Annotated in this window: 18 protein-coding genes; 8 read left to right on the top strand and 10 right to left on the bottom strand. The window is 68.0% G+C overall.

The genetic code is table 11. The annotated features are described in order from the left end of the window. Nucleotides 1-25 precede the first annotated feature (25 nt). Both CFB45_RS34310 and CFB45_RS34305 read right to left on the bottom strand, forming a co-directional pair. Nucleotides 26-217 carry a DUF2964 family protein gene (locus CFB45_RS34310; RefSeq protein ID WP_089429557.1) on the bottom strand — a complete coding sequence of 64 codons (192 nt, stop codon included), beginning with the start codon at nucleotides 215-217 and terminating at the stop codon, nucleotides 26-28. Nucleotides 218-228: 11 nt separating this feature from the next. Continuing rightward, nucleotides 229-708 carry a universal stress protein gene (locus CFB45_RS34305; protein WP_089429556.1) on the bottom strand — a complete coding sequence of 160 codons (480 nt, stop codon included), beginning with the start codon at nucleotides 706-708 and terminating at the stop codon, nucleotides 229-231. 295 nt (nucleotides 709-1003) lie between these two features. Between CFB45_RS34305 and CFB45_RS34300 the strand changes: the two genes are divergently transcribed. The 3 genes from CFB45_RS34300 to CFB45_RS34290 all read left to right on the top strand — a co-directional run bounded on the left by CFB45_RS34300 (nucleotide 1004) and on the right by CFB45_RS34290 (nucleotide 4173). Continuing rightward, nucleotides 1004-1765, top strand: coding sequence for a 2-keto-4-pentenoate hydratase (locus CFB45_RS34300; protein WP_089429555.1), 762 nt, complete (start codon nucleotides 1004-1006; stop codon nucleotides 1763-1765). 61 nt (nucleotides 1766-1826) lie between these two features. Continuing rightward, complete coding sequence (locus CFB45_RS34295; RefSeq protein WP_179255139.1) at nucleotides 1827-2612, top strand: GNAT family N-acetyltransferase; 786 nt, start codon at nucleotides 1827-1829, stop codon at nucleotides 2610-2612. A gap of 148 nt (nucleotides 2613-2760) precedes the next feature. After that, complete coding sequence (locus CFB45_RS34290; protein WP_089429553.1) at nucleotides 2761-4173, top strand: 3-deoxy-D-arabino-heptulosonate 7-phosphate synthase; 1413 nt, start codon at nucleotides 2761-2763, stop codon at nucleotides 4171-4173. A gap of 45 nt (nucleotides 4174-4218) precedes the next feature. On the opposite strand, the gene CFB45_RS34285 is transcribed toward CFB45_RS34290, so the two are convergent. The 3 genes from CFB45_RS34285 to CFB45_RS34275 all read right to left on the bottom strand — a co-directional run bounded on the left by CFB45_RS34285 (nucleotide 4219) and on the right by CFB45_RS34275 (nucleotide 7305). Beyond that, complete coding sequence (locus CFB45_RS34285; RefSeq protein ID WP_089429552.1) at nucleotides 4219-5271, bottom strand: helix-turn-helix domain-containing protein; 1053 nt, start codon at nucleotides 5269-5271, stop codon at nucleotides 4219-4221. Between the two features lie 148 nt (nucleotides 5272-5419). Continuing rightward, entirely contained in the window at nucleotides 5420-5755 is a 336-nt protein-coding gene (locus CFB45_RS34280; protein ID WP_089429551.1) for a hypothetical protein, read from the bottom strand. Between the two features lie 32 nt (nucleotides 5756-5787). Continuing rightward, nucleotides 5788-7305, bottom strand: a complete 1518-nt coding sequence (locus CFB45_RS34275; RefSeq protein ID WP_089429550.1) for a hypothetical protein — start codon at nucleotides 7303-7305, stop codon at nucleotides 5788-5790. Between the two features lie 452 nt (nucleotides 7306-7757). On the opposite strand from CFB45_RS34275, the gene CFB45_RS34270 reads away from it, so the two are divergent. Together CFB45_RS34270 and CFB45_RS34265 are read left to right on the top strand one after the other, a co-directional pair. Then, a complete protein-coding gene (locus CFB45_RS34270; RefSeq protein ID WP_089429549.1) occupies nucleotides 7758-9929 on the top strand; it encodes a hypothetical protein in 2172 nt (723 codons plus the stop codon). 7 nt (nucleotides 9930-9936) lie between these two features. Continuing rightward, complete coding sequence (locus CFB45_RS34265; protein WP_373558431.1) at nucleotides 9937-10653, top strand: DUF3142 domain-containing protein; 717 nt, start codon at nucleotides 9937-9939, stop codon at nucleotides 10651-10653. A 43-nt stretch (nucleotides 10654-10696) separates the two neighbouring features. On the opposite strand, the gene CFB45_RS34260 is transcribed toward CFB45_RS34265, so the two are convergent. Together CFB45_RS34260 and CFB45_RS34255 are read right to left on the bottom strand one after the other, a co-directional pair. Beyond that, nucleotides 10697-11071 carry a gamma-glutamylcyclotransferase family protein gene (locus tag CFB45_RS34260; RefSeq protein ID WP_089429548.1) on the bottom strand — a complete coding sequence of 125 codons (375 nt, stop codon included), beginning with the start codon at nucleotides 11069-11071 and terminating at the stop codon, nucleotides 10697-10699. A gap of 58 nt (nucleotides 11072-11129) precedes the next feature. Then, nucleotides 11130-11780 carry a LysE family translocator gene (locus tag CFB45_RS34255; protein WP_089429547.1) on the bottom strand — a complete coding sequence of 217 codons (651 nt, stop codon included), beginning with the start codon at nucleotides 11778-11780 and terminating at the stop codon, nucleotides 11130-11132. A gap of 165 nt (nucleotides 11781-11945) precedes the next feature. Between CFB45_RS34255 and CFB45_RS34250 the strand changes: the two genes are divergently transcribed. Beyond that, a complete protein-coding gene (locus CFB45_RS34250) occupies nucleotides 11946-12866 on the top strand; it encodes a LysR substrate-binding domain-containing protein (RefSeq protein ID WP_089429546.1) in 921 nt (306 codons plus the stop codon). A 112-nt stretch (nucleotides 12867-12978) separates the two neighbouring features. On the opposite strand, the gene CFB45_RS34245 is transcribed toward CFB45_RS34250, so the two are convergent. Together CFB45_RS34245 and CFB45_RS34240 are read right to left on the bottom strand one after the other, a co-directional pair. Continuing rightward, complete coding sequence (locus CFB45_RS34245; protein WP_089429545.1) at nucleotides 12979-13815, bottom strand: alpha/beta fold hydrolase; 837 nt, start codon at nucleotides 13813-13815, stop codon at nucleotides 12979-12981. 156 nt (nucleotides 13816-13971) lie between these two features. Beyond that, the gene (locus tag CFB45_RS34240) at nucleotides 13972-14802 is read right to left on the bottom strand and encodes an oxidoreductase (protein ID WP_089429544.1); all 831 of its coding nucleotides are present in this window, start codon (nucleotides 14800-14802) and stop codon (nucleotides 13972-13974) included. Nucleotides 14803-14896: 94 nt separating this feature from the next. Here CFB45_RS34240 and CFB45_RS34235 point away from each other — a divergent pair, with 94 nt between their 5' ends. After that, nucleotides 14897-15868 (top strand): AraC family transcriptional regulator, encoded by a 972-nt coding sequence (locus CFB45_RS34235; RefSeq protein ID WP_089429543.1) that lies wholly within the window; start codon nucleotides 14897-14899, stop codon nucleotides 15866-15868. Nucleotides 15869-15901: 33 nt separating this feature from the next. Here the strand turns inward: CFB45_RS34235 and CFB45_RS34230 are convergent, their stop codons facing one another. Further along, nucleotides 15902-16792, bottom strand: a complete 891-nt coding sequence (locus CFB45_RS34230; RefSeq protein ID WP_256978478.1) for an NUDIX hydrolase — start codon at nucleotides 16790-16792, stop codon at nucleotides 15902-15904. Between the two features lie 11 nt (nucleotides 16793-16803). On the opposite strand from CFB45_RS34230, the gene CFB45_RS34225 reads away from it, so the two are divergent. Continuing rightward, nucleotides 16804-17661: a PhzF family phenazine biosynthesis protein gene (locus CFB45_RS34225; protein WP_089429541.1), complete on the top strand. Its 858-nt coding sequence runs from the start codon at nucleotides 16804-16806 to the stop codon at nucleotides 17659-17661. The last annotated feature ends 11 nt before the right edge of the window (nucleotides 17662-17672 follow it).

Here is a 17672-nt window from a genome sequence, read left to right as displayed (position 1 = left end):
AAGCAGCCGTGCGGGCCTGCCCGCCTCACTCTTCGCCCTTCGCGCCCGGGTTGAGCATTACGACGAAGCCGGCCACGCCGACGACCAGCGCGATCGCGCCGCCGTGCAGCGCCATCGCGTTGTCGAACAGCAGCCCCGACACGACGGCCATCATCCCCGCGAGCGACACGAACACGGCGATCGCCGCGACGACGACGCGGGACTGGCGGCGGATCATCGCGCGCCGCGTCAGGCAGCCGCGGCGGTAGCCGCGACGTCGTCATCATCGCCGCGAATCAGCAGCACCGGGCACTTCGAGCCGCGCACGAAGCGCTCCGCGACGCTGCCGAGCAGCACGCGCCGGATCCCGCGCCGCCCATGCGTGCCGACCACCGCGAGATCGAACCCGCCTTCCTTCACGTAGCGCTGCAGCCGCTCCGCGATGTCCTCGCCGATGCTTTCGGTCTCGACGAGTTCGGCCTCGCCCTTCGCGCCAGCCAGCGCGATGATCTGCTCGGCTTCGCGCAGCACCTTGCGCCCGTCGTCGCGGATCTCCTCGACCAGTGCGTGCGGATCGAAACGGCCCGCGTAAGTGAACAGCACCGACTTGTCCACCACATACACGACGCTGACGTGTGCGTCGCCTGCCAACGCGACCTTCACTGCCTCGGCAAGCGCCTGCTTCGACGAAGCGCTGCCGTCGACGGCCACCATGATCTTCTCGTACATGCGAACCTCGCTGGGGTGAGTTGCCACGCGTCCGATCGCGCGGCCTTGTCACCATCATCGGCGGATGGCAGGTTCGAATGTTGATGGCGATCAAGGTCGACCGGACACCGTCCGTGCGGCAAAGCGCCGCGACGTGACGCCGCTACCGCTCGCTTGCGGCCAGGTCGCAAACCCGGCTGACACGGAAGCCGACGCAGCGGGATCGAGCGGTCATCGTGCCGAAAGCGCTATCATCGAATGTGCGACTTTCGTCCGGCCCTTATTTGCCGGCCCACATTCAACTCGCTCAACCGACATGACAACGACTACCGAACGCGTGGACGGCGCCGCCCAGCATCTCGTCGCCGCCCGCCATGCCGGCTCGCCCGGCCCGCTGCTGCCCGATGCGCTGCGCCCCGAGGACGTCGAGACTGCGCTCGCGATCCAGCAGCGCGTGGCCGACCTGCTCGGCGAACCCGTCGGCGGCTGGAAATGCGCGCTGCCGCCGCCCGACCGCGTGATCCTGGCGCCGATCTTCGCGTCGACGATCCGCGAGGCCGATGCGCCGTACCGCGTCGTCGGCGGCCCGATCGTGCGGATCGAACCGGAAATCGCGTTCGTGCTCGATCGCGACCTGCCTGCACGCGAACAGCCGTACGACGAACAGGACGTGCGCGCCGCGATCCGCGAAGTGCGCATCGTGCTCGAAGTGCTCGGTTGCCGCTATGCGGAGCCCACGCGCGCGTCGAAGTTCGAGCTGCTGGCCGACGGGCAATTCAACCAGGGGCTGTGCGTCGGCCCGGTCGTGCCCGACGGGCTGAACGTGCCGCTCGAGACGCTGGCGCTGTCGTTCGAAGGCGCGCTGAACCGCACGATCGACGGCCGCCATCCGGACGGCGATCCGCTGAAGCCGCTGGTATGGCTCGTCAATTTCCTCGCGTCGCGCGGCGATCCCCTGCGCGCCGGGCAGATCGTGACGACCGGTTCGTACGCGGGCGCGATCGACGTGCCGCTCGGCGATGCGCTGACGGTGCGCTTCGGCGAACTCGGCAGCCTGTCGGTGACGTTGACGGCGTGATACGTGGGGTGCGCGGGAGCGGTTGCGCCGATCGCTGATCGCAGCGTGGCAGCGGAGATCGATGCGTGGCGTGGTTCGCGACCGTTGTCAGGTGCGTGACTGCCCGCGCTGCCGTGACGGCAATGTCATCGCGGCCACGCCCGCGACCACGCATCCGAATCCGACCCGTGCCGATGCCGACAGCGATTCGCCGAGCAGCGCCATGCTGATGCCAACACCGGAAGATCGTTCGTCTATCCTTGGACGACATGAGGTGCTGAACAAAACGCAGCAACGGACACCGAGGGCTTCAATGGATGAGACGACAGGCGCGATCAAGCGCGCCGCTAGCTACCGCGCAGCACGCGAGCAAGACGTCGACGTGCTCGTCGAACTGGTCAATGCGGCGTACCGCCCGACGACGTCTGCGGGCGGATGGACGCATGAATCGGCACTGATCGACGGCCCGCGGATCACGTCGTCGCAGCTCGGCTCTGCGCTGCGAGCCCCGGACTCCATCCTGCTCGTCGCCGAGATCGACGGCAGCATCGCCGGCTGCATCGAAGTCAGAAAAGACGGAGACGCGGCCTATATCGGCACCTTGGCCGTCGCTCCGTCTATGCAGAACCACGGGCTCGGAAAGGCGTTGCTGCACGAAGCCGAGCAATTCGCCGTTCGCAACTGGCAGATCGGGACGGCCGTGATGGTCGTCCTGTCGGCGCGCCGTGAACTGATCGACTTCTACTTACGCCGCGGCTACACGCAAACTGGCGAGCGGATGGGCTACCCGTTCGACGCGGGTGTCGGCAGGCCTCGAGACGAAAGTCTGACCATCGAGACGCTGACCAGGAATATTGCGCGCGGCTGAAGCCGCGTGCCGTCGCATCAAGCCCTTTCGCAACGACATGCCCCGTATCCCGCTCGTCCCGGCGTGATAACGTTGCACATCGTCGCGTCCACCGCACCACCACACCCTACCCCCGGGCCCGCGCATCGCCTTCAAGCCGATACCGACCATGTCGCTGACACCGCTTCCCGCTCTGCTCGACGAAACCCTGCGCACCGTCGCGCGCCGCTACCGGCTGCCGCCGCTCGACAGCACGCTGTCGCCGGCCGACGCCGCGAACCCGGCCGCCACGCTCGCGATCGTGATCGAGGAAGCGCGCCGGATGCGAAGCGACGGACGGACGCCCGACGCGGTGCTACGGCAGCGCTTCATCGACGCCCTCGCGCGGATGATCCGCGATGCAATGGACACGCACGCCGGCGATCCCGCCTTTCAGGCCGCGGTGCTGCGGCACGATGCGCCGAGCGTGCGCGAATACGCGTCGTTGTCCGCGCACGCCGAGCAGGACCGTCGCGCGCTGCACTCGGCCGTCAACGCGATCGCGCACCCGGCCAAGCTCGAGCGCAGCGCCCGCCCCTGGCAACGCGACGGCCTCGCGCGGCTGCATGCGGCCGCCACCACCGCGTCGTGGGCCGACCTGCACGACACGCTGCTGCACCTGCTCGCGCTGCCCGACATGGCGACCGATGCCGCGTTCGAGCAGGACATCGTCAAGCTGAAAGACAGCCCCGCGCTCGAACGCATGCTGCGCGTCGCCGCACTGGCATCGGACGAGCACGTGCGGCGCTACCGGGCGCTGTGGGTGCGCCAGGGCCCGCTCGAAGGCAGCACCGTCGCCGTCGCGCAGGGCGTCGCGTCGCAGCAGCGCGGCGCGGCCGTCGAAGCGCTGGCCGCGCAGGCGCTCGATGCGCTGGCGCGCCGGCTCGACGCCGTCGACGCACGCCGCACGTACCGGGTGGTGACGTCGATGCGCGTGCCGTCATCGATTCCGGGCCGCCACGATCGCGCGAAAACCGAATGGGACGCGATCCTGCTCGAACGCCCGCGCGGCGATGACCCGGCGCCCGCCTGGAACGTACGCTTCCTCGTCGAAGCGAAAGCGTCCGCGGATGCCGCGACGACCGATCTGCCGCGGCTGCTGCGCGGCCTGAACCTGCTCGCGCAGGCCGACCCGGACACACTCTATGCGTTCGAGACGCACCAGGGCACGGTGCGCGTGCACGGCGCGTCGCTGCGCGCACTGACGACCGATGAAGCGACGCTGCCACGCGAAGTGCTCTATTGCTGCGATGCGTCCGCCGACACGACGCCGCGCCTGCTGGGCGCCGCCAGCCGGATGCAGCTGCTGTCGGCGCAGGCGAGCCTCGAATACGCGAGCGCGCTCGCGCAGCGGCCGGATGCCGATCCGGGCGGCCTCGGTGTGGTCTGGCACGCGCTGCTGACGCTGCCGCAATGGCATGCGGTGCTGCACCAGTACCCGTCGTTGCGGCAGGTCCGCGAGCTGATGGTGGCGATCGACGACTTGCGGGCCGCGATCGACGATGTCGATGAAGGCGGTGTGGCGAGCAGCGCGTACGCGTGACGCACGACACGAACCGCCGTGCGGCGGCCGGCGTGCCCCGCCCGCTCAGTTGGTGAGCACGCCGAACGGCAACGTCCACCCTGTCAGCCGGCCGCCGTCCGCCCATCGATCCTCGGCCGCATCGCATGGCAGCAGCACCGGCGCGGTCGCGCATTCGAGCGTTTCCTTCGGCGTGTGGCCGAACTCCGCCTTGAACAGCCGGTGGAAATACTTCTCGTCGGGAAAGCCGTGCGCCCACGCAATTTCCGCGATGCGCCGATGCCGGCGCTGCGGGTCGCCCAGCACGTGGTACGCATGGCGCAGCCGCCGGCGCGTGATCTGCCGCATCACGCCGCCGTCCTCCTTGAACAGCTGGTAGAGCCGCGCTCTCGACACGCCGATGTCGCGGCAGATCCGGTCGGGATCGAGGTCCGGCTCCAGCAGATGCACGTCGATGTAGCGCCGGACCCGCTCGGCCAGCGCCCCGTCGATCGGGCCGCGTGCGTCGTGCAGCGCCTGCGTGGTGGGTGAAACGGCCGCGGCCAGCAGCAGCAACATCGATTGCACGATGCCCGGGATCTCTTGCGTGCGCAGAGTCGGCAGGTTGCGGAACAGCGACAGCAGGTGGTCGCCCAGCAGCCGCCCTACGCCGCTCGTCAGCGTCTGGCCGTGCGCCTGTGCGGCATGGCTCGGCAGCAGGTACCTCGGCACGACCAGGCTGATCACGTCGCCGGCCTCGACCCGGCAGTCGTTGACCTGCGCGACGTCGTAGACGAACACGTCGCCGGCGCGCTTGACCAGTTCGGGCCCGCCGGTGTAGCTGGCCAGCCGACCGCCGAGCAGCAGCGTGAAGCGGATCGAATCCTGGCCGTCGAGCCGGATTCGCCGTGTGGTGCGATTGACCCGATAGGCCGGTGCGCGCGACCGCCATTGCCGGCCCGACAGGATCAGCGGGCCGAGCGCCGCGCCGCTCGCTTCCGCGTCGAACGCGCCGTGGCCGCCGTCGTCATCGAGACGGTAGTCGCACAGCATGTCCTTGACCCAGACGTGGAACCGGTCCTGTTCGGGGTAGTCGATCGTGCGAAACTTGAAAACAGGGACGAATGCCGCTTGATCCATGACAGTTTTTTTATCGAGCCGACACGGGAGGATAGATCGGTTCGTCGATTATCGGACCAAATTGCGCCGGCGCAAGGCCGACGCGGCATGTCGTCCACACAAGCGGCCGACCGGCGCCCTGCAACGGGCGCCGTCGATCTCGCGGCCATCAGCGTTGCGGATGGCATTCCCAGTTGTTGTACGTCGGCCGATCGATCGGCGTGAGCCCCGGAATCATGAACACCGTACAGCCGAAACGCCGCCCCTTGCCGGTCGTCGCGTCGTAACCCACCTTCTGGCCACCCAACCCGTCCTTCTTCCCGTACTGCACGTTGGCGATCGTGATCTCGTCCGACGACGCGAGGCCGAGCGTCTTCGCGGTCGACGTCTGCACGTCGACCATGTTCATCTGCGTCGAACCGCACGCGGACAACACGAGGCCGGCGGCCGCCGCGCCCAGCGCGGTCCGCAAGGTAGCAACGGTGCACTGCAAGACTTGCTTCATGGCTTCTCCTTCGAATGCCCGACGCGACACGATTACGAGCCCGGCGTATAAAAACTGGACTGGATCTGGCTGCCGATGTTCGCGGCAAACCCCTGCCAGACGAGCGCCATCGCCCCCGCAGCGTTGACGGCCAGCGCCGGCCACGTTCCATCCTGCGGATCCGCCGTCGACGTGCTCCACGCGCCGTTCCGGTAGCCGGCCACGAGGAGAACCGACGCGTTCGGCGTGCCCGTGTCCTCCCAGGCGACCGTCACGTTGCCGGCCGGGTCGATCACCAGCGGCGGGTACTGGAGCGCCGCCCCGTTCAGGTGTTCCGTCAGCTTCTGCAACGGCCCCCAGTTTCCGCTGGCGTCCGACACGCTCGCCTGCAGCACCGCGCCGCCTTCCGCCCACATCGCGGCGGCCACGCCGTTTTCGTTGACGGTCAGCATCGGCGTCGCGATGAAGCCCGTGGGCACCACGATCGCCGGGGCGACCGGCTGCGCGGGCTGCCACCCGGTTCCGGACACATAGCGCTGCGACATCGTGGCGTTGTAGAGCTTGCCGCCCGTCACGTCGAGTTGCCCCCAGACCAGCGTGATGTTGCCCTTCGCGTCCATGCCGGCGACCGGCGAGATGATCGTCGTGAACAGGCTCGAGTTCGAGACGACCGGGTTGACGTTGGTCCAGCCGTTGGTCGCGTCGTACGTGGCCGTCCACAGCGCCGATTTCGTATGGTTGGTCTGCCGCCACGCGAGCACCGCCCGGCCGGACGACAGCACCGACAGCATCGGCCGCACGTTGTCGGTGTCGCCGGTCACGGCGTCCGGGCCGCTCTGCACCGGCATCTGGACCAGCGCCGTCGGCGACCACTGCCCGGCCTGCGTATAGCGCGACCACGCGATGCGCGTATCGAGCAGGCTGATCGACTGCGTCCAGGTGACGAGCGCGTTGCCCTGGCTGTCCATGCCGGCCGAATAGGACGACCCGGCCATGTCCGGCGCGAGCGTGACCGGCGTGCCCCAGCCGCTACCCGGGCTGTACGGGCGCGCCCACAACGCGTACGTGTTGGCGCCCGGCGTCCATTCGGTCCAGAACGCGACCGCCTGCCCGCTCGCATTGCCGACCAGTTTCGGCTGCACGCCGGTCAGCGTGTTCATCGCATGCGAACCGTCGCCCGTGTCGAGCCGCGTCGCGCTGCCCCAGCCCGAGCCCGCCACACGGCGCGCGCCCCACATTTCGTTGCCGTTCGTGCCGGCCGGGCCATTGGTCATCCAGGTGGCGAGCGCGTTGCCGCTCGCGTCGATGGTCACGCTGGGCTGGCCTTCCGGCCCGTTGCCGTCCACGGCGGCAGCCTTCGACCAGCCGGCCTGCGGTTGCGTCGTCCCGCCGCCGCCCGTCGGCCCGCCGTTCGAGCCGCCGTTCGTGCCGCCACCGGGCGAGGTCGGGCCGGAAGGCGTACCGGGCGTGTTCGGCGACGACGACACGCCGCCGTTCGTGGCGACGTCGTCGCCGCCGCAGGCGGACAGCGCGAGCGCGACTGCCATGACCATCCATGTAATGGGTTTCATCGGAATCCTCTTCTTTTCGTGTGCCGGCGCACTCTCGTCTGCCGTTCGCCTCACGATGCCTCGCATCGATCGGCCTATTGATAAGCAATACTATTGAACAGGCATGGAAACCGGCGTCCGCTCACCCTCAATCATGATCGACCCCGTCGTGCGGATCGATGCGAACGCCGCTTCCGGCAGACCGCCCCCGTCAGGCAGCGACGACGACGGGTCGTCTATCGTCGGATGTCCGTCACTGCCGGCTGCATCTTAATTCAGGCGGTCCGGATTCAAGGTGGCGTTGCGTCTACAGTGAGTGGACTTCCATTTCGCCGGCCCGCATTCGATGCGGCGATCGGCCGGTCTGCGCGCGCTCGCGGCCGAAGCGACCGGTGCGGTACGATACGCGCCGGGGCGAAACGCCTCACCTGAGAGACCCGGCCGCTGCGGCCCCACACCCGGCACAAGAAGAAATGCCTAATAGCCCATTGCTGCACCGACACCTGTTCGCCGCGCTGGCGGCCAGCCTGTTCTGGATTCCCGTTGCCCATGCCAGCGGCGACGACGGCTGCTATGCGCCGACCACGCTCCGGCAAAACACCTACTCCTGCGCCAACGTGCCGATGCTGAGCCCGGCCAACGACACGCGCATCAACGCGATGCTGATGATGGTCGACAGCGCCAAGGTCGCGCAGGCGTTTCCCGACCCGAAGACGATCCCGGCGAAAGACCGGATCAACCAGATCATCGTGCCGTTCCCGATGGACTTCTCCGGATGGATCTATATCGGGCAGAAGGAGCCCGACAAGACCGGCAGCGCAACGGATGCCGAAGCGCCGTCGAACCAGTACGCCGACGGCGAAGGCAGCATCTGCCGCAGCATGGCCTCGGGCGTCGATGCGTTCAACGACGCACTGGGCGGTGCCGGCGGCCTCCCCGCCGACGAAGCCTCACGGCTGCGCGCGGCGCGCGCCGACATCGCGCAGAAGACTTGCGCCGCCGGCGGCGCGAGTGCCGCGTGGACCAAACCGCCCGTCAAGTCGCCGCTCGGCCAGCAGTTCGCCGCGTACCTCGACGGCACGAACGCGTTCTACCGCGCCGACTTCCTCACCGCGACCCGGGCCTTCGCGAGCGCGTCACACAGCGCGAACCCGTGGCTGAAGGAAACCGGGCTCTACATGGCCGGGCGCGCGCAGCTGAACGCCGCGCAGGCCAACGTGTTCGACCACGACAGCCCCACGCCGACGCGCGGCCGCGTGACGAAGGTGTCGCTCGACGCCGCGAACACGGTGTTTCGCACTTACCTGAAGGTGTACCCGCAGGGGCGCTATGCGACCTCCGCAAACGGGCTGTTGCGGCGGGTCGCGTGGCTTGGCGGCAACGTCACGCAGCAGGCCGACCTGTACGGCCACGCGCTCGCGCGCTGGTCGCCGGCGACGTCGAACGTGCCGCTGATCCAGCTCGCGAACGAACTCGACAGCAAGCTGCTGTTCGGGTCGGAATTCGACGCGAGTCAGATCCAGTCGCCGACCGTGCTCGCGACCGTCGACCTGCTGCGCATGCGCACGTCGGAAAACAGCGACTCGAGCCGCGCCAAGCCGCTGACGCTGGACGACCTGCAGGCGCAGAAGCCGCGCTTCGCGAACGCGCCCGCACTGTACGACTACCTGCTCGCGACCTGGCACGTCCAGATCGGGCACAAGCCGGACGCCGCGCTCGCGTTGCTGCCGCAGACGCCCGCGGAGCCGCTCGACTACTTCGGCCTGAGCCAGCAGGCGCTGCGCGGGTTCGCGCTGGAGGATAGCGGCCAGTCCGACAAGGCGCGCCAGCTGTGGCGCGACCTGATCCCGCTCGCGACATTCCGCTTCCAGCGCGAAGCGCTGGAACTCGCGCTCGCGATCAACCTGGAGCAGGCCGGACTCGTCAACGATGCGTTCGCCGACGATTCGCCCGTGCAGAACGCCGCGATCCGCGCCGTGCTGCTGCAACGCTCGGCCAATGCGGACCTGCTGCGCGCCCAGGCGCAAAACCAGGCGACCGGCGGCGCGCTGCGCGACACCGCGCTGTACACGCTGCTGTACAAGGAGCTCACGCGTTCGCATTACGCCGAATTCATCGCCGATGCCGCGCTGGTGTCCGGCAAGCCGGCCGATCCGCTGAAGCCGTTCATCGCGGCCGGCGCCAGGAACGAAGACGGTTATACGTGCCCGTCCGCGCACGACATCGCCACGGTGCTCCAGCAGAATCCCGCCGATGCGAAAGGGCTGAACTGTCTCGCCGATTTCGTGCGCCTGCACCCGCCCGCGGCCGGCCTCGAAAACGATCCGGTGCCGCTGTGGATGCGCAACGCGTCGACGACGGCCGCCACGCGCATCCCGCCGACGCTCGGCGCCGCGCCGTCCCAGTTCGCGGGCAAGCCGTTCGAGCGGATGTCGAGCTACGTGACGGTGATGGCCGATGCGCAGGCGAACCCGAACGACCGCGCCTACGCGTACTACCGCGCGATCAGGTGCTATGCACCGGGCGGCTCCAACGAATGCGGCGGCAAGGAAGTACCGAAGAACGTGCGCAAGCGCTGGTTCGATACGCTGAAGGCCAGCTACGCGGGGAGCCCGTGGGCGCAGAAGCTTCGCTACTACTGGTAAGCGCCGCGTGACGCGCATCGCATGCCTGGCGTGCCTCGCACTGCTGCTGGCCGGACGCGTCGCACTGGCCGGCACCGTCGACGCCGCGCGGTACGACGCGTTCTGGCTGTGGGCAGGCGTGAAGCCGCAGGCGGTCGTGCACGGCGCACGTGCCGTCTACGTGCTGCAAGGGCAGATCGAGGCGTCGCCACGGGACGAGTCGCAGGTCCGCGTGATCGCGCAGGGCGTGGCGCTACCGCCCGCGCCACAGGCGCGCGTGTGGCTCGTCTATCGCGCGCATACGCTACGCTGGACGCCGCGCGTCACGCAGATCACGCTCGCGCAACTCACGCGCTGGCGCGCGTCGGGCCGCACGATCACCGGCATCCAGATCGACTTCGATGCGCGCACGCGCCACCTGCAGGATTACCTCGAATTCCTGCGGTCGCTGCGCGACACGCTGCCCGCCGATTGCCGGCTGAGCATCACCGGGCTGCTCGACTGGAGCAGCCGCATCGATACCGACCAGGTCAACCAGCTCAGGGGGATCGTCGACGAGGTGGTCGTGCAGACCTACCAGGGCCGCCGCACGATCCCCGACTATGCGGACTACCTGCCGCGCGTCGCGCGGCTGCAGTTGCCGTTTCGCATCGGCATCCTCCAGGGCGGCGAATGGGACGCGCCGCCGTACCTCGCGACGAATCCGTGGTTCCGCGGCTACGTCGTGTTCCTGCGCAACGACTAGCAGGCAAAGGCGCGGCAGTGACGCGCCTGTTCGCGCGCCGGATTCAGGCCGGTCGCGGCGAAGTCGCGTCCACGTACACCCACGCGGCGACGCCCGATTCGAGCACCACGCGATCGCGGCGATACGCGTCGACTTCGTAGTCGTCCGCGTGCTGCAGTTCTGCCGGCGTGATCGCGAACACGGTGCCCGTGACACGGTCACCGGACCGGCCGGTATAAGCCACCACCGGATGATGCGTCTTCCCGCTCGTCGCCACCACTTCCGGATCGTCGATCTTCAGCATCGTCATCGCGTAACCGGGCATCGCATCCTCGCGACCGTCGAGCTGGCGGCCGAAGGTCGCGAGCTGCACGGGTTCGAGTTGCAGCGTGCCATAGGAAAAGAGGTGTTCGGAGAAAGCCGGACGGGTGCTGGACATGATCGAAATCGGTCAAGGAGTGGGAGCGAACGAAGCGTCACGCAGATCGCCGGCGGGCTTACGCGGCGCCCGCGATCGTGCTGCCGAGCCCGGCGAGCGCAATCACGAGCAGCGCGCTCGCCGACGACGCCGTGATCCAGCGCTGCTTGCGCTGAATCAGCGGATGGTTGATCGCGGCCATGTAGCTGGTCAGGATCGTGAAATCGACCGCGATCCACAGTGCGGCCAGGATGGCCAGGCTCACGCGCGAATCCGGCGTGATGCCGACGAACTGCGGAAAGAACGCGACGAAGAACAGCAGGTCCTTCGGATTCGCGATGCCGACGAGAAAGCCGCGCACGACGCCCGGCAAGCCGCGCGCCTGCGATGCCGGTTCTCCTTCCCGCGCGCCGTTGCCGTTACGCGTGCGGCCGGCGCGCCATTCGCCGAGCAGCGTCCGGACCGCCAGCACCGCGATGAACACGCAACCGGCCACATGCAACCCGGTCAACAGACGCTCGCTGACGAGCACGACGCCGAACACCATCAGCATCGCCCCCGCGATCATCACGAGGCTCGCGGCATTCGCGCCCACCGCGGTCAGCATCCCCTGGCGGAAGCCGCGCCGCGCGACGGTGCCGACCACGAGCATGACGACCGGGCCGGGTGTCGCGATGAGCAGCACGATCGCGGCGAGATAGGCGAACAGCAGCGGGTAATGAAGTGCCATGACAAAAAGTTGTGGGGTGAATGGACGCGCGTGCCCGCCACGGTGGCATCATCGTGCTTCGGCGCACCGGATTGCACGGTTTTCTGAAGTATTGCGTACCCGGCCTGCTGTTGAAAAACGGAAAATCCTGCCGGATGACATGAGTTTTATTCCTGTTCTAAACCCATGAAGGCCAAACCGCTCCCGCCTGTCTACGCGCTGCGCGCGTTCGAAAGCGCCGCGCGCACCGGCTCGTTTACGCTGGCCGCCGAGGAACTCAGCCTCACGCAAAGCGCGGTGAGCAAGCACGTGAGGACGCTCGAGGCGTACTTCGGGCGGAAGCTGTTCGTCCGGCACGGCCCGAAAATGACCGTGACGGCGGAAGCGCACATCTTCGCGTCGGGCCTGCGGCGCGGCTTCCGGCAGATCGAGGAAGCGTGCGTGCTGTTCCAGTCGCAACGCGACGTGCTGCGGCTCAAGGCGCCGTCCACGCTCACGATGCGCTGGCTGCTCGACGCCCTGGCCGCGTTTCGCGCCACGCGGCCCGCGTTCGAGGTGCAGATCGCGAGCGTGTGGATGGACGTCGATACCGTCGATTTCTTCAGCGAATCCTACGATTGCGCGATCCTGCTCGGCGCGGGCAAGTTCGGCGAGGCCACGCAGTGCGTGAAGCTGTTCGACGAATGGCTGATTCCGGTGTGCTCGCGAGCGACCGCGACGGTCGCACGCACGAATCCGGCGGCGTGCGAGCTGATCCACCCGTCGCCCGACCGGCGCGACTGGCGCCGCTGGCTCAAGGGCAGCGGCCATGATCTCGAGGTGGACATCACGCGCGGGCAGGTGTTCGACATGCTCGAACAGGGGATCGCGGCGGCGATTGCCGGCCACGGCATTTCGATCGGCGATCTCGCGCTGTGCGCGACGGCCATCGACGAGAAGCAGCTCGTGCTGCCGTTCAAGACCGCCGTCAATACGGGGGACGCGTACTACCTCGTCTGGCCGGACGATTCCGCCAAGGCCGCGCAGGTGCGCGAACTGCTCGCGTTTCTGGAAAGCCGGCTGCCGCGCCTGACGTTTCCGGGCATCCGCTTCAACGGCCCGGGCTGAACCGCAGCGGCCGGTGATCCGGCCGCGTGGCCGGCAGCGCGACGGGCGCGACCGCGCGCCGCCGGCCCGCAATGGCAGCGCAGCCCGCCGAAGCGGGCCTGCGCTCACACTGTTACGCCTGCACGAAAGCCAGCAGGTCGGCGTTGAGGACGTCCGCGTTGATCGTCAGCATCCCGTGCGAGTAGCCCGGGTACGTCTTCAACGTGCCGTTCTTCAGCAGCTTGATCGACTTCAGCGCGGCATCCGCGATCGGCACGATCTGGTCGTCTTCGCCATGCAGCACGAGCGTCGGGACGGAGATCGACTTCAGGTCTTCGGTCTGGTCCGTTTCCGAAAACGCCTTGATGCCTTCGTAATGCGCCTTCGCGCTGCCTTCCATCCCTTGTCGCCACCAGTTGCGGATCACGCCCTGATGCACGGTTGCACCTTCGCGGTTGAACCCGTAGAACGGGCCGCTCGGCACATCGAGGAAGAACTGCGCGCGATTGTCGGCGAGCGCCTTGCGGAAGCCGTCGAACACCTCGATCGGCAAGCCTTCCGGGTTCGATGCGGTTTTCACCATCAGCGGCGGCACCGCGCTGACCAGCACCGCCTTCGCGACACGGCCGGCCGGCTCGCCGTGCTTCGCGACGTAGCGCGCGACTTCGCCGCCACCGGTCGAGTGGCCGATGTGCACCGCATTGCGCAGGTCGAGCGCCTCGACGACCGCGAACGCGTCCGCCGCGTAATGATCCATGTCGTGGCCGTCCGATACCTGCGCCGACCGGCCGTGGCCGCGCCGGTCGTGCGCCACCACGCGATAGCCCTTCTGGACGAAGAAGAGCATCTGCGCATCCCAGTCGTCCGCGGACAACGGCCAGCCATGATGGAAGACGATGGGCTGCGCGTCCTTCGGGCCCCAGTCCTTGTAAAAGATCTCGACGTGATCCTTCGTTGTGACGTATGGCATCGCGATGACTCCTGTGAGGTGGATGAACGGCGCACTGGCCGGCAGCCATTATCGGACAGGTTTGTTAAACGAGGATGCCAAGTTGCGAATGACCGTCGACGATGTCGACAACGTGGACGAACCCGCTACGGGCGAACGATCGTGCGGCACGGCACGTCAACCGTCCGTCGACACCGTCACGGCCTCCCACGCGCGGATTTCCGCGTCCAGCGCCGCCAGCTTGCCGCGTACCAGCCGCAACGCATCGCTGCCGAGCAGCAGGTGCGCGGGCGGATGGTCCGCCGCGATCGCCGCGAGCATCGCCCGCGCGGCCTTCGCGGGATCGCCCAGCTGCTTGCCGCTCTTCTCTTCGCGCGCCTGGCGGATCGGATCGAACAGCGCGTCGTAATCGGCGATCGAGCGCGGCGTGCGCAGCATCGAGCGGCCGGCCCAGTCGGTGCGGAACGAACCCGGCGCCACGGCCGTCACCGCGATGCCGAACGGCGCCAGCTCCTTGCCGACGGTTTCGGTAATACCTTCCAGCGCGAACTTGCTGCCGCAGTAGTACGCGATGCCCGGCATCGTGATGTGGCCGCCCATCGACGTGATGTTCAGGATGTGGCCACGCCGCCGTTCGCGCATGTAAGGCATGACCGCCTTCATCATCGCGACCGCGCCGAACACGTTCACGTCGAACTGCCGGCGCATCTCCGCGAGCGGCGCCTCTTCCATGATCCCTTCGTGCCCGTAGCCGGCGTTGTTCACCAGGACGTCGACGGGCCCGACGTTCGCCTCGATGTCCGCCACGACGCCGTCGATGCGGTCGAAGTCGGTCACGTCGAGCACCCGCGCGAACGCCCGCGCGGACAGTGCGTCGAAATCCTGCGCCGCCTGCGCGCTTCGCACGGTGCCGACCACCGTGTAACCCGCCGCGAGGGCCTCCTGCGCGAGCGCGCGGCCAAAGCCGCTGCTGACGCCGGTAATGAGCATGAGCTTGCCGGATGCCATGTGAGCTTCTCCCGAATGTCGATTGGAGCGTGCATACTAGTCTGAAGAACCCCGTCAAATAAGCCCGATTCCGCTGATTTTCTTGCACAAAACTATGAGCGCCGATCCCCTCCCCGCCCGATCCCCGACGCTGCCGCCGCGCGACCGGAAGCGCCTGGTGGCGCTGCTGCGCACGCTGGCGCCCGACGAAGGCTACAACCTGACGGCGCTGCCGAGCGTGCGCATCCTGCGCTCGAACCGCGCGCTGTCGCGCACGCCGGTGCTGTACGACCCGGGCATCGTGATCGTGTGCCAGGGCTGCAAGCGCGGCTACTTCGGCGGCGAGCGCTATCTGTACGACGAACATCACTACCTGGCGGTGTCCGTGCCCGTGCCGTTCAGCATGGAAACCGACGCCACGCCCGAGCGCCCGCTGCTCGCGCTGTATCTGCACCTCGATTTCACGATGGCCGCCGAACTCGCGGCGCAGATCGACCGCGAAGGGACGGCGGAGCCCGTGCAGGCGCCCAGGAGCATGATGTCGACGCCGATGGATGCGACGATGCACGCGTCGGTGCTGCGTTTCGTCGAGGCGATGCACCGGCCGCTCGACGCCGCGGTGCTCGGCCCGGCACTGCTGCGCGAGCTGTATTTCCGCGTGCTCACCGGCGCGCAGGGCAGCGCGATGCGCAGCGCGCTGGCGATGCGCGGGCAGTTCGGCCGGATCGGCCGGTCACTGCGCGTGATCCATGCCGATTACGCGCAGCCGCTCGACGTGCCGCAACTGGCCGACGCAGCCGGCATGAGCGTGCCGAGCTTTCACAGCCACTTCAAGGCGATCACACAGGTGTCGCCGATGCAGTACCTGAAGTCGACACGGCTGCATCAGGCGCGCCTGCTGATGGTGCGCGACGACCTGACGGCGGAGGCGGCCGGCTACGCGGTCGGCTATGCGAGCCCGTCGCAGTTCAGCCGCGAATTCAAGCGCCTGTTCGGCCTGACGCCGGCGAAGGAAACGCAGCGCTTGCGCGACAGCTTCGCGATTCCGGAAGCCTTCGAGGATGCGCAATTCGTGTCGTCGCATTGACGTGCGTCGGCATGCGACCGTCGACGCATGCCGTCAACGCATGGCATCGCGCACCAGACCGGCGAGCGATCTCAGGATGAGCGCCGTCACGCCCCAGATGTCCTGCGCCTGCTCCGCCCAGTACCATGCGCCCGTGCGTTCGCCGTCCGTGTATTGCCGCAGCAGATCCGGATTCAGCAGCACGGCGAACGGAAACTCGAAGATCTCCGCGACTTCCGCGGGCGCCGCCTCCCATATCGCCGTTTCCGGCACGATGCCGACCACGGGAAAGATCGCGTGATTGCGTTTTCTGGTTTTGTGGATCGGCAAGCTGCCGGCCACGCGGACCGCATCAGGCGCGAGACGGATTTCCTCGAATGCCTCGCGCAAAGCGGTCGTACCGATATCGCGGTCGGACTCGGCCGGGCGTCCGCCCGGAAAACTCACATGCGACGAGTATTCGCTGAGGTCCGACGCGCGTCGGGTCAGCAGGATCGTCGGCTCGCGCCGCGCGACGATTGGGACCAGCACCGCCGAGAATTTCCACTGGCCATCGTTGTCCGCGAGGAGTTGCTTCGCGGTCGGCCAATCGGTGCCGGCAGGGATGCCGTGGCCTTCGACGCCACGGACGATCGCGTCCAGGAGCGTTTGCGGCGAGCCGGCATTCGCTTGGTCGCCGCCGGTGCCCGGGGCGCTTCCGTCAGATCCCATGTCGTCCCCCTGCACGCTCGAACCTGCACGTTGCGGATAGTCGAATGATCGAACCGGATCTCCATCCGCAAACCGGAGACCCCGATCATGCATGAAAAACGGCCAGCCCGGATGGCGCCCTTTCATCGCATCTTGCGGGCACAATGACGCACCGCATTGCGACGCGATGTCGCCGCCGCTCTGCCGCAAGCCGCCGACAAACGTGCCCCTCGGTCCGTCGATTGCCGCACCCACACGAGATTCAAATGCCTGCCTACGCCTTCCGCCTGCTGAACGTATTCGCCGAATCGACTTTCGGCGGCAACCCGCTTTGCGTATTCGACGATGCGCGCGGCATGGACGACGTGACCATGCGGGCGCTCGCGGTGCAGTTCAACCTGTCCGAAACGACCTTCGTGCTGCCGTCGGAGCGCGCCCATGCGCGGGTTCGCATCTTCACGCCCGGTTATGAAATGGCCTTCGCGGGCCATCCGACGCTCGGCACCGCGCATGTCGTGCGCGACTTGCTGGGCGCCGGCGGCGATCTCGCGCTCGAATTCAAGGCCGGCGTGGTCGACGTGAGCGCGCATGACGACGTGTGGACGTTCACCGCGCCGCACGCAGGCATGCCGAAGACGGCGCCGTGCGAATTGTCGGACGCCCGGATGGCGGCGCTGCTGGGGCTCACGGAAGACGATCTGCTCACGTCGCCGATCTGGGTCGACACCGGCGCCGACCAGTTGCTGGTCGCGCTCAAGGATCCCGCCGCCGTGCGCCGCGCGCAGCCCGACAGCGCCTGCCTCGATATCTGGCCGACCAGCAGCCTCGGCCGCAAGACCGCCTACGTCTTCGCGTTCGATGCCGAGCGTCCGGGGACGGTGGTGTCGCGCTACTTCTTCGTGAAGCAAGGCAGCGTTTCCGAAGACCCGGGCACGGGGTCGGCCTGCGCAAACCTGGGCGGGTGGCTGCTTGCGATGAAGCGCGACCTGCCGGCCGCGTTTCAGGTCGAACAGGGCGACGCCGTCGGCCGGCCTTGCCGGTTGCGGTTGTCGGTCAATGCGAGCGGCGAAATCGGCGTGGGCGGCCGCGTGATCGAACTCGGGCGCGGCGTGGTCAACCTGTAGCGGAGACGATC

Origin of the sequence: Burkholderia sp. HI2500 (genome assembly GCF_002223055.1) — a bacterium.
In the GTDB taxonomy this organism is placed as follows: Bacteria; Pseudomonadota; Gammaproteobacteria; order Burkholderiales; family Burkholderiaceae; genus Burkholderia.
Note: the sequence above shows the minus strand (reverse complement) of the source record. Positions and strands in the feature narration are given on the sequence as shown.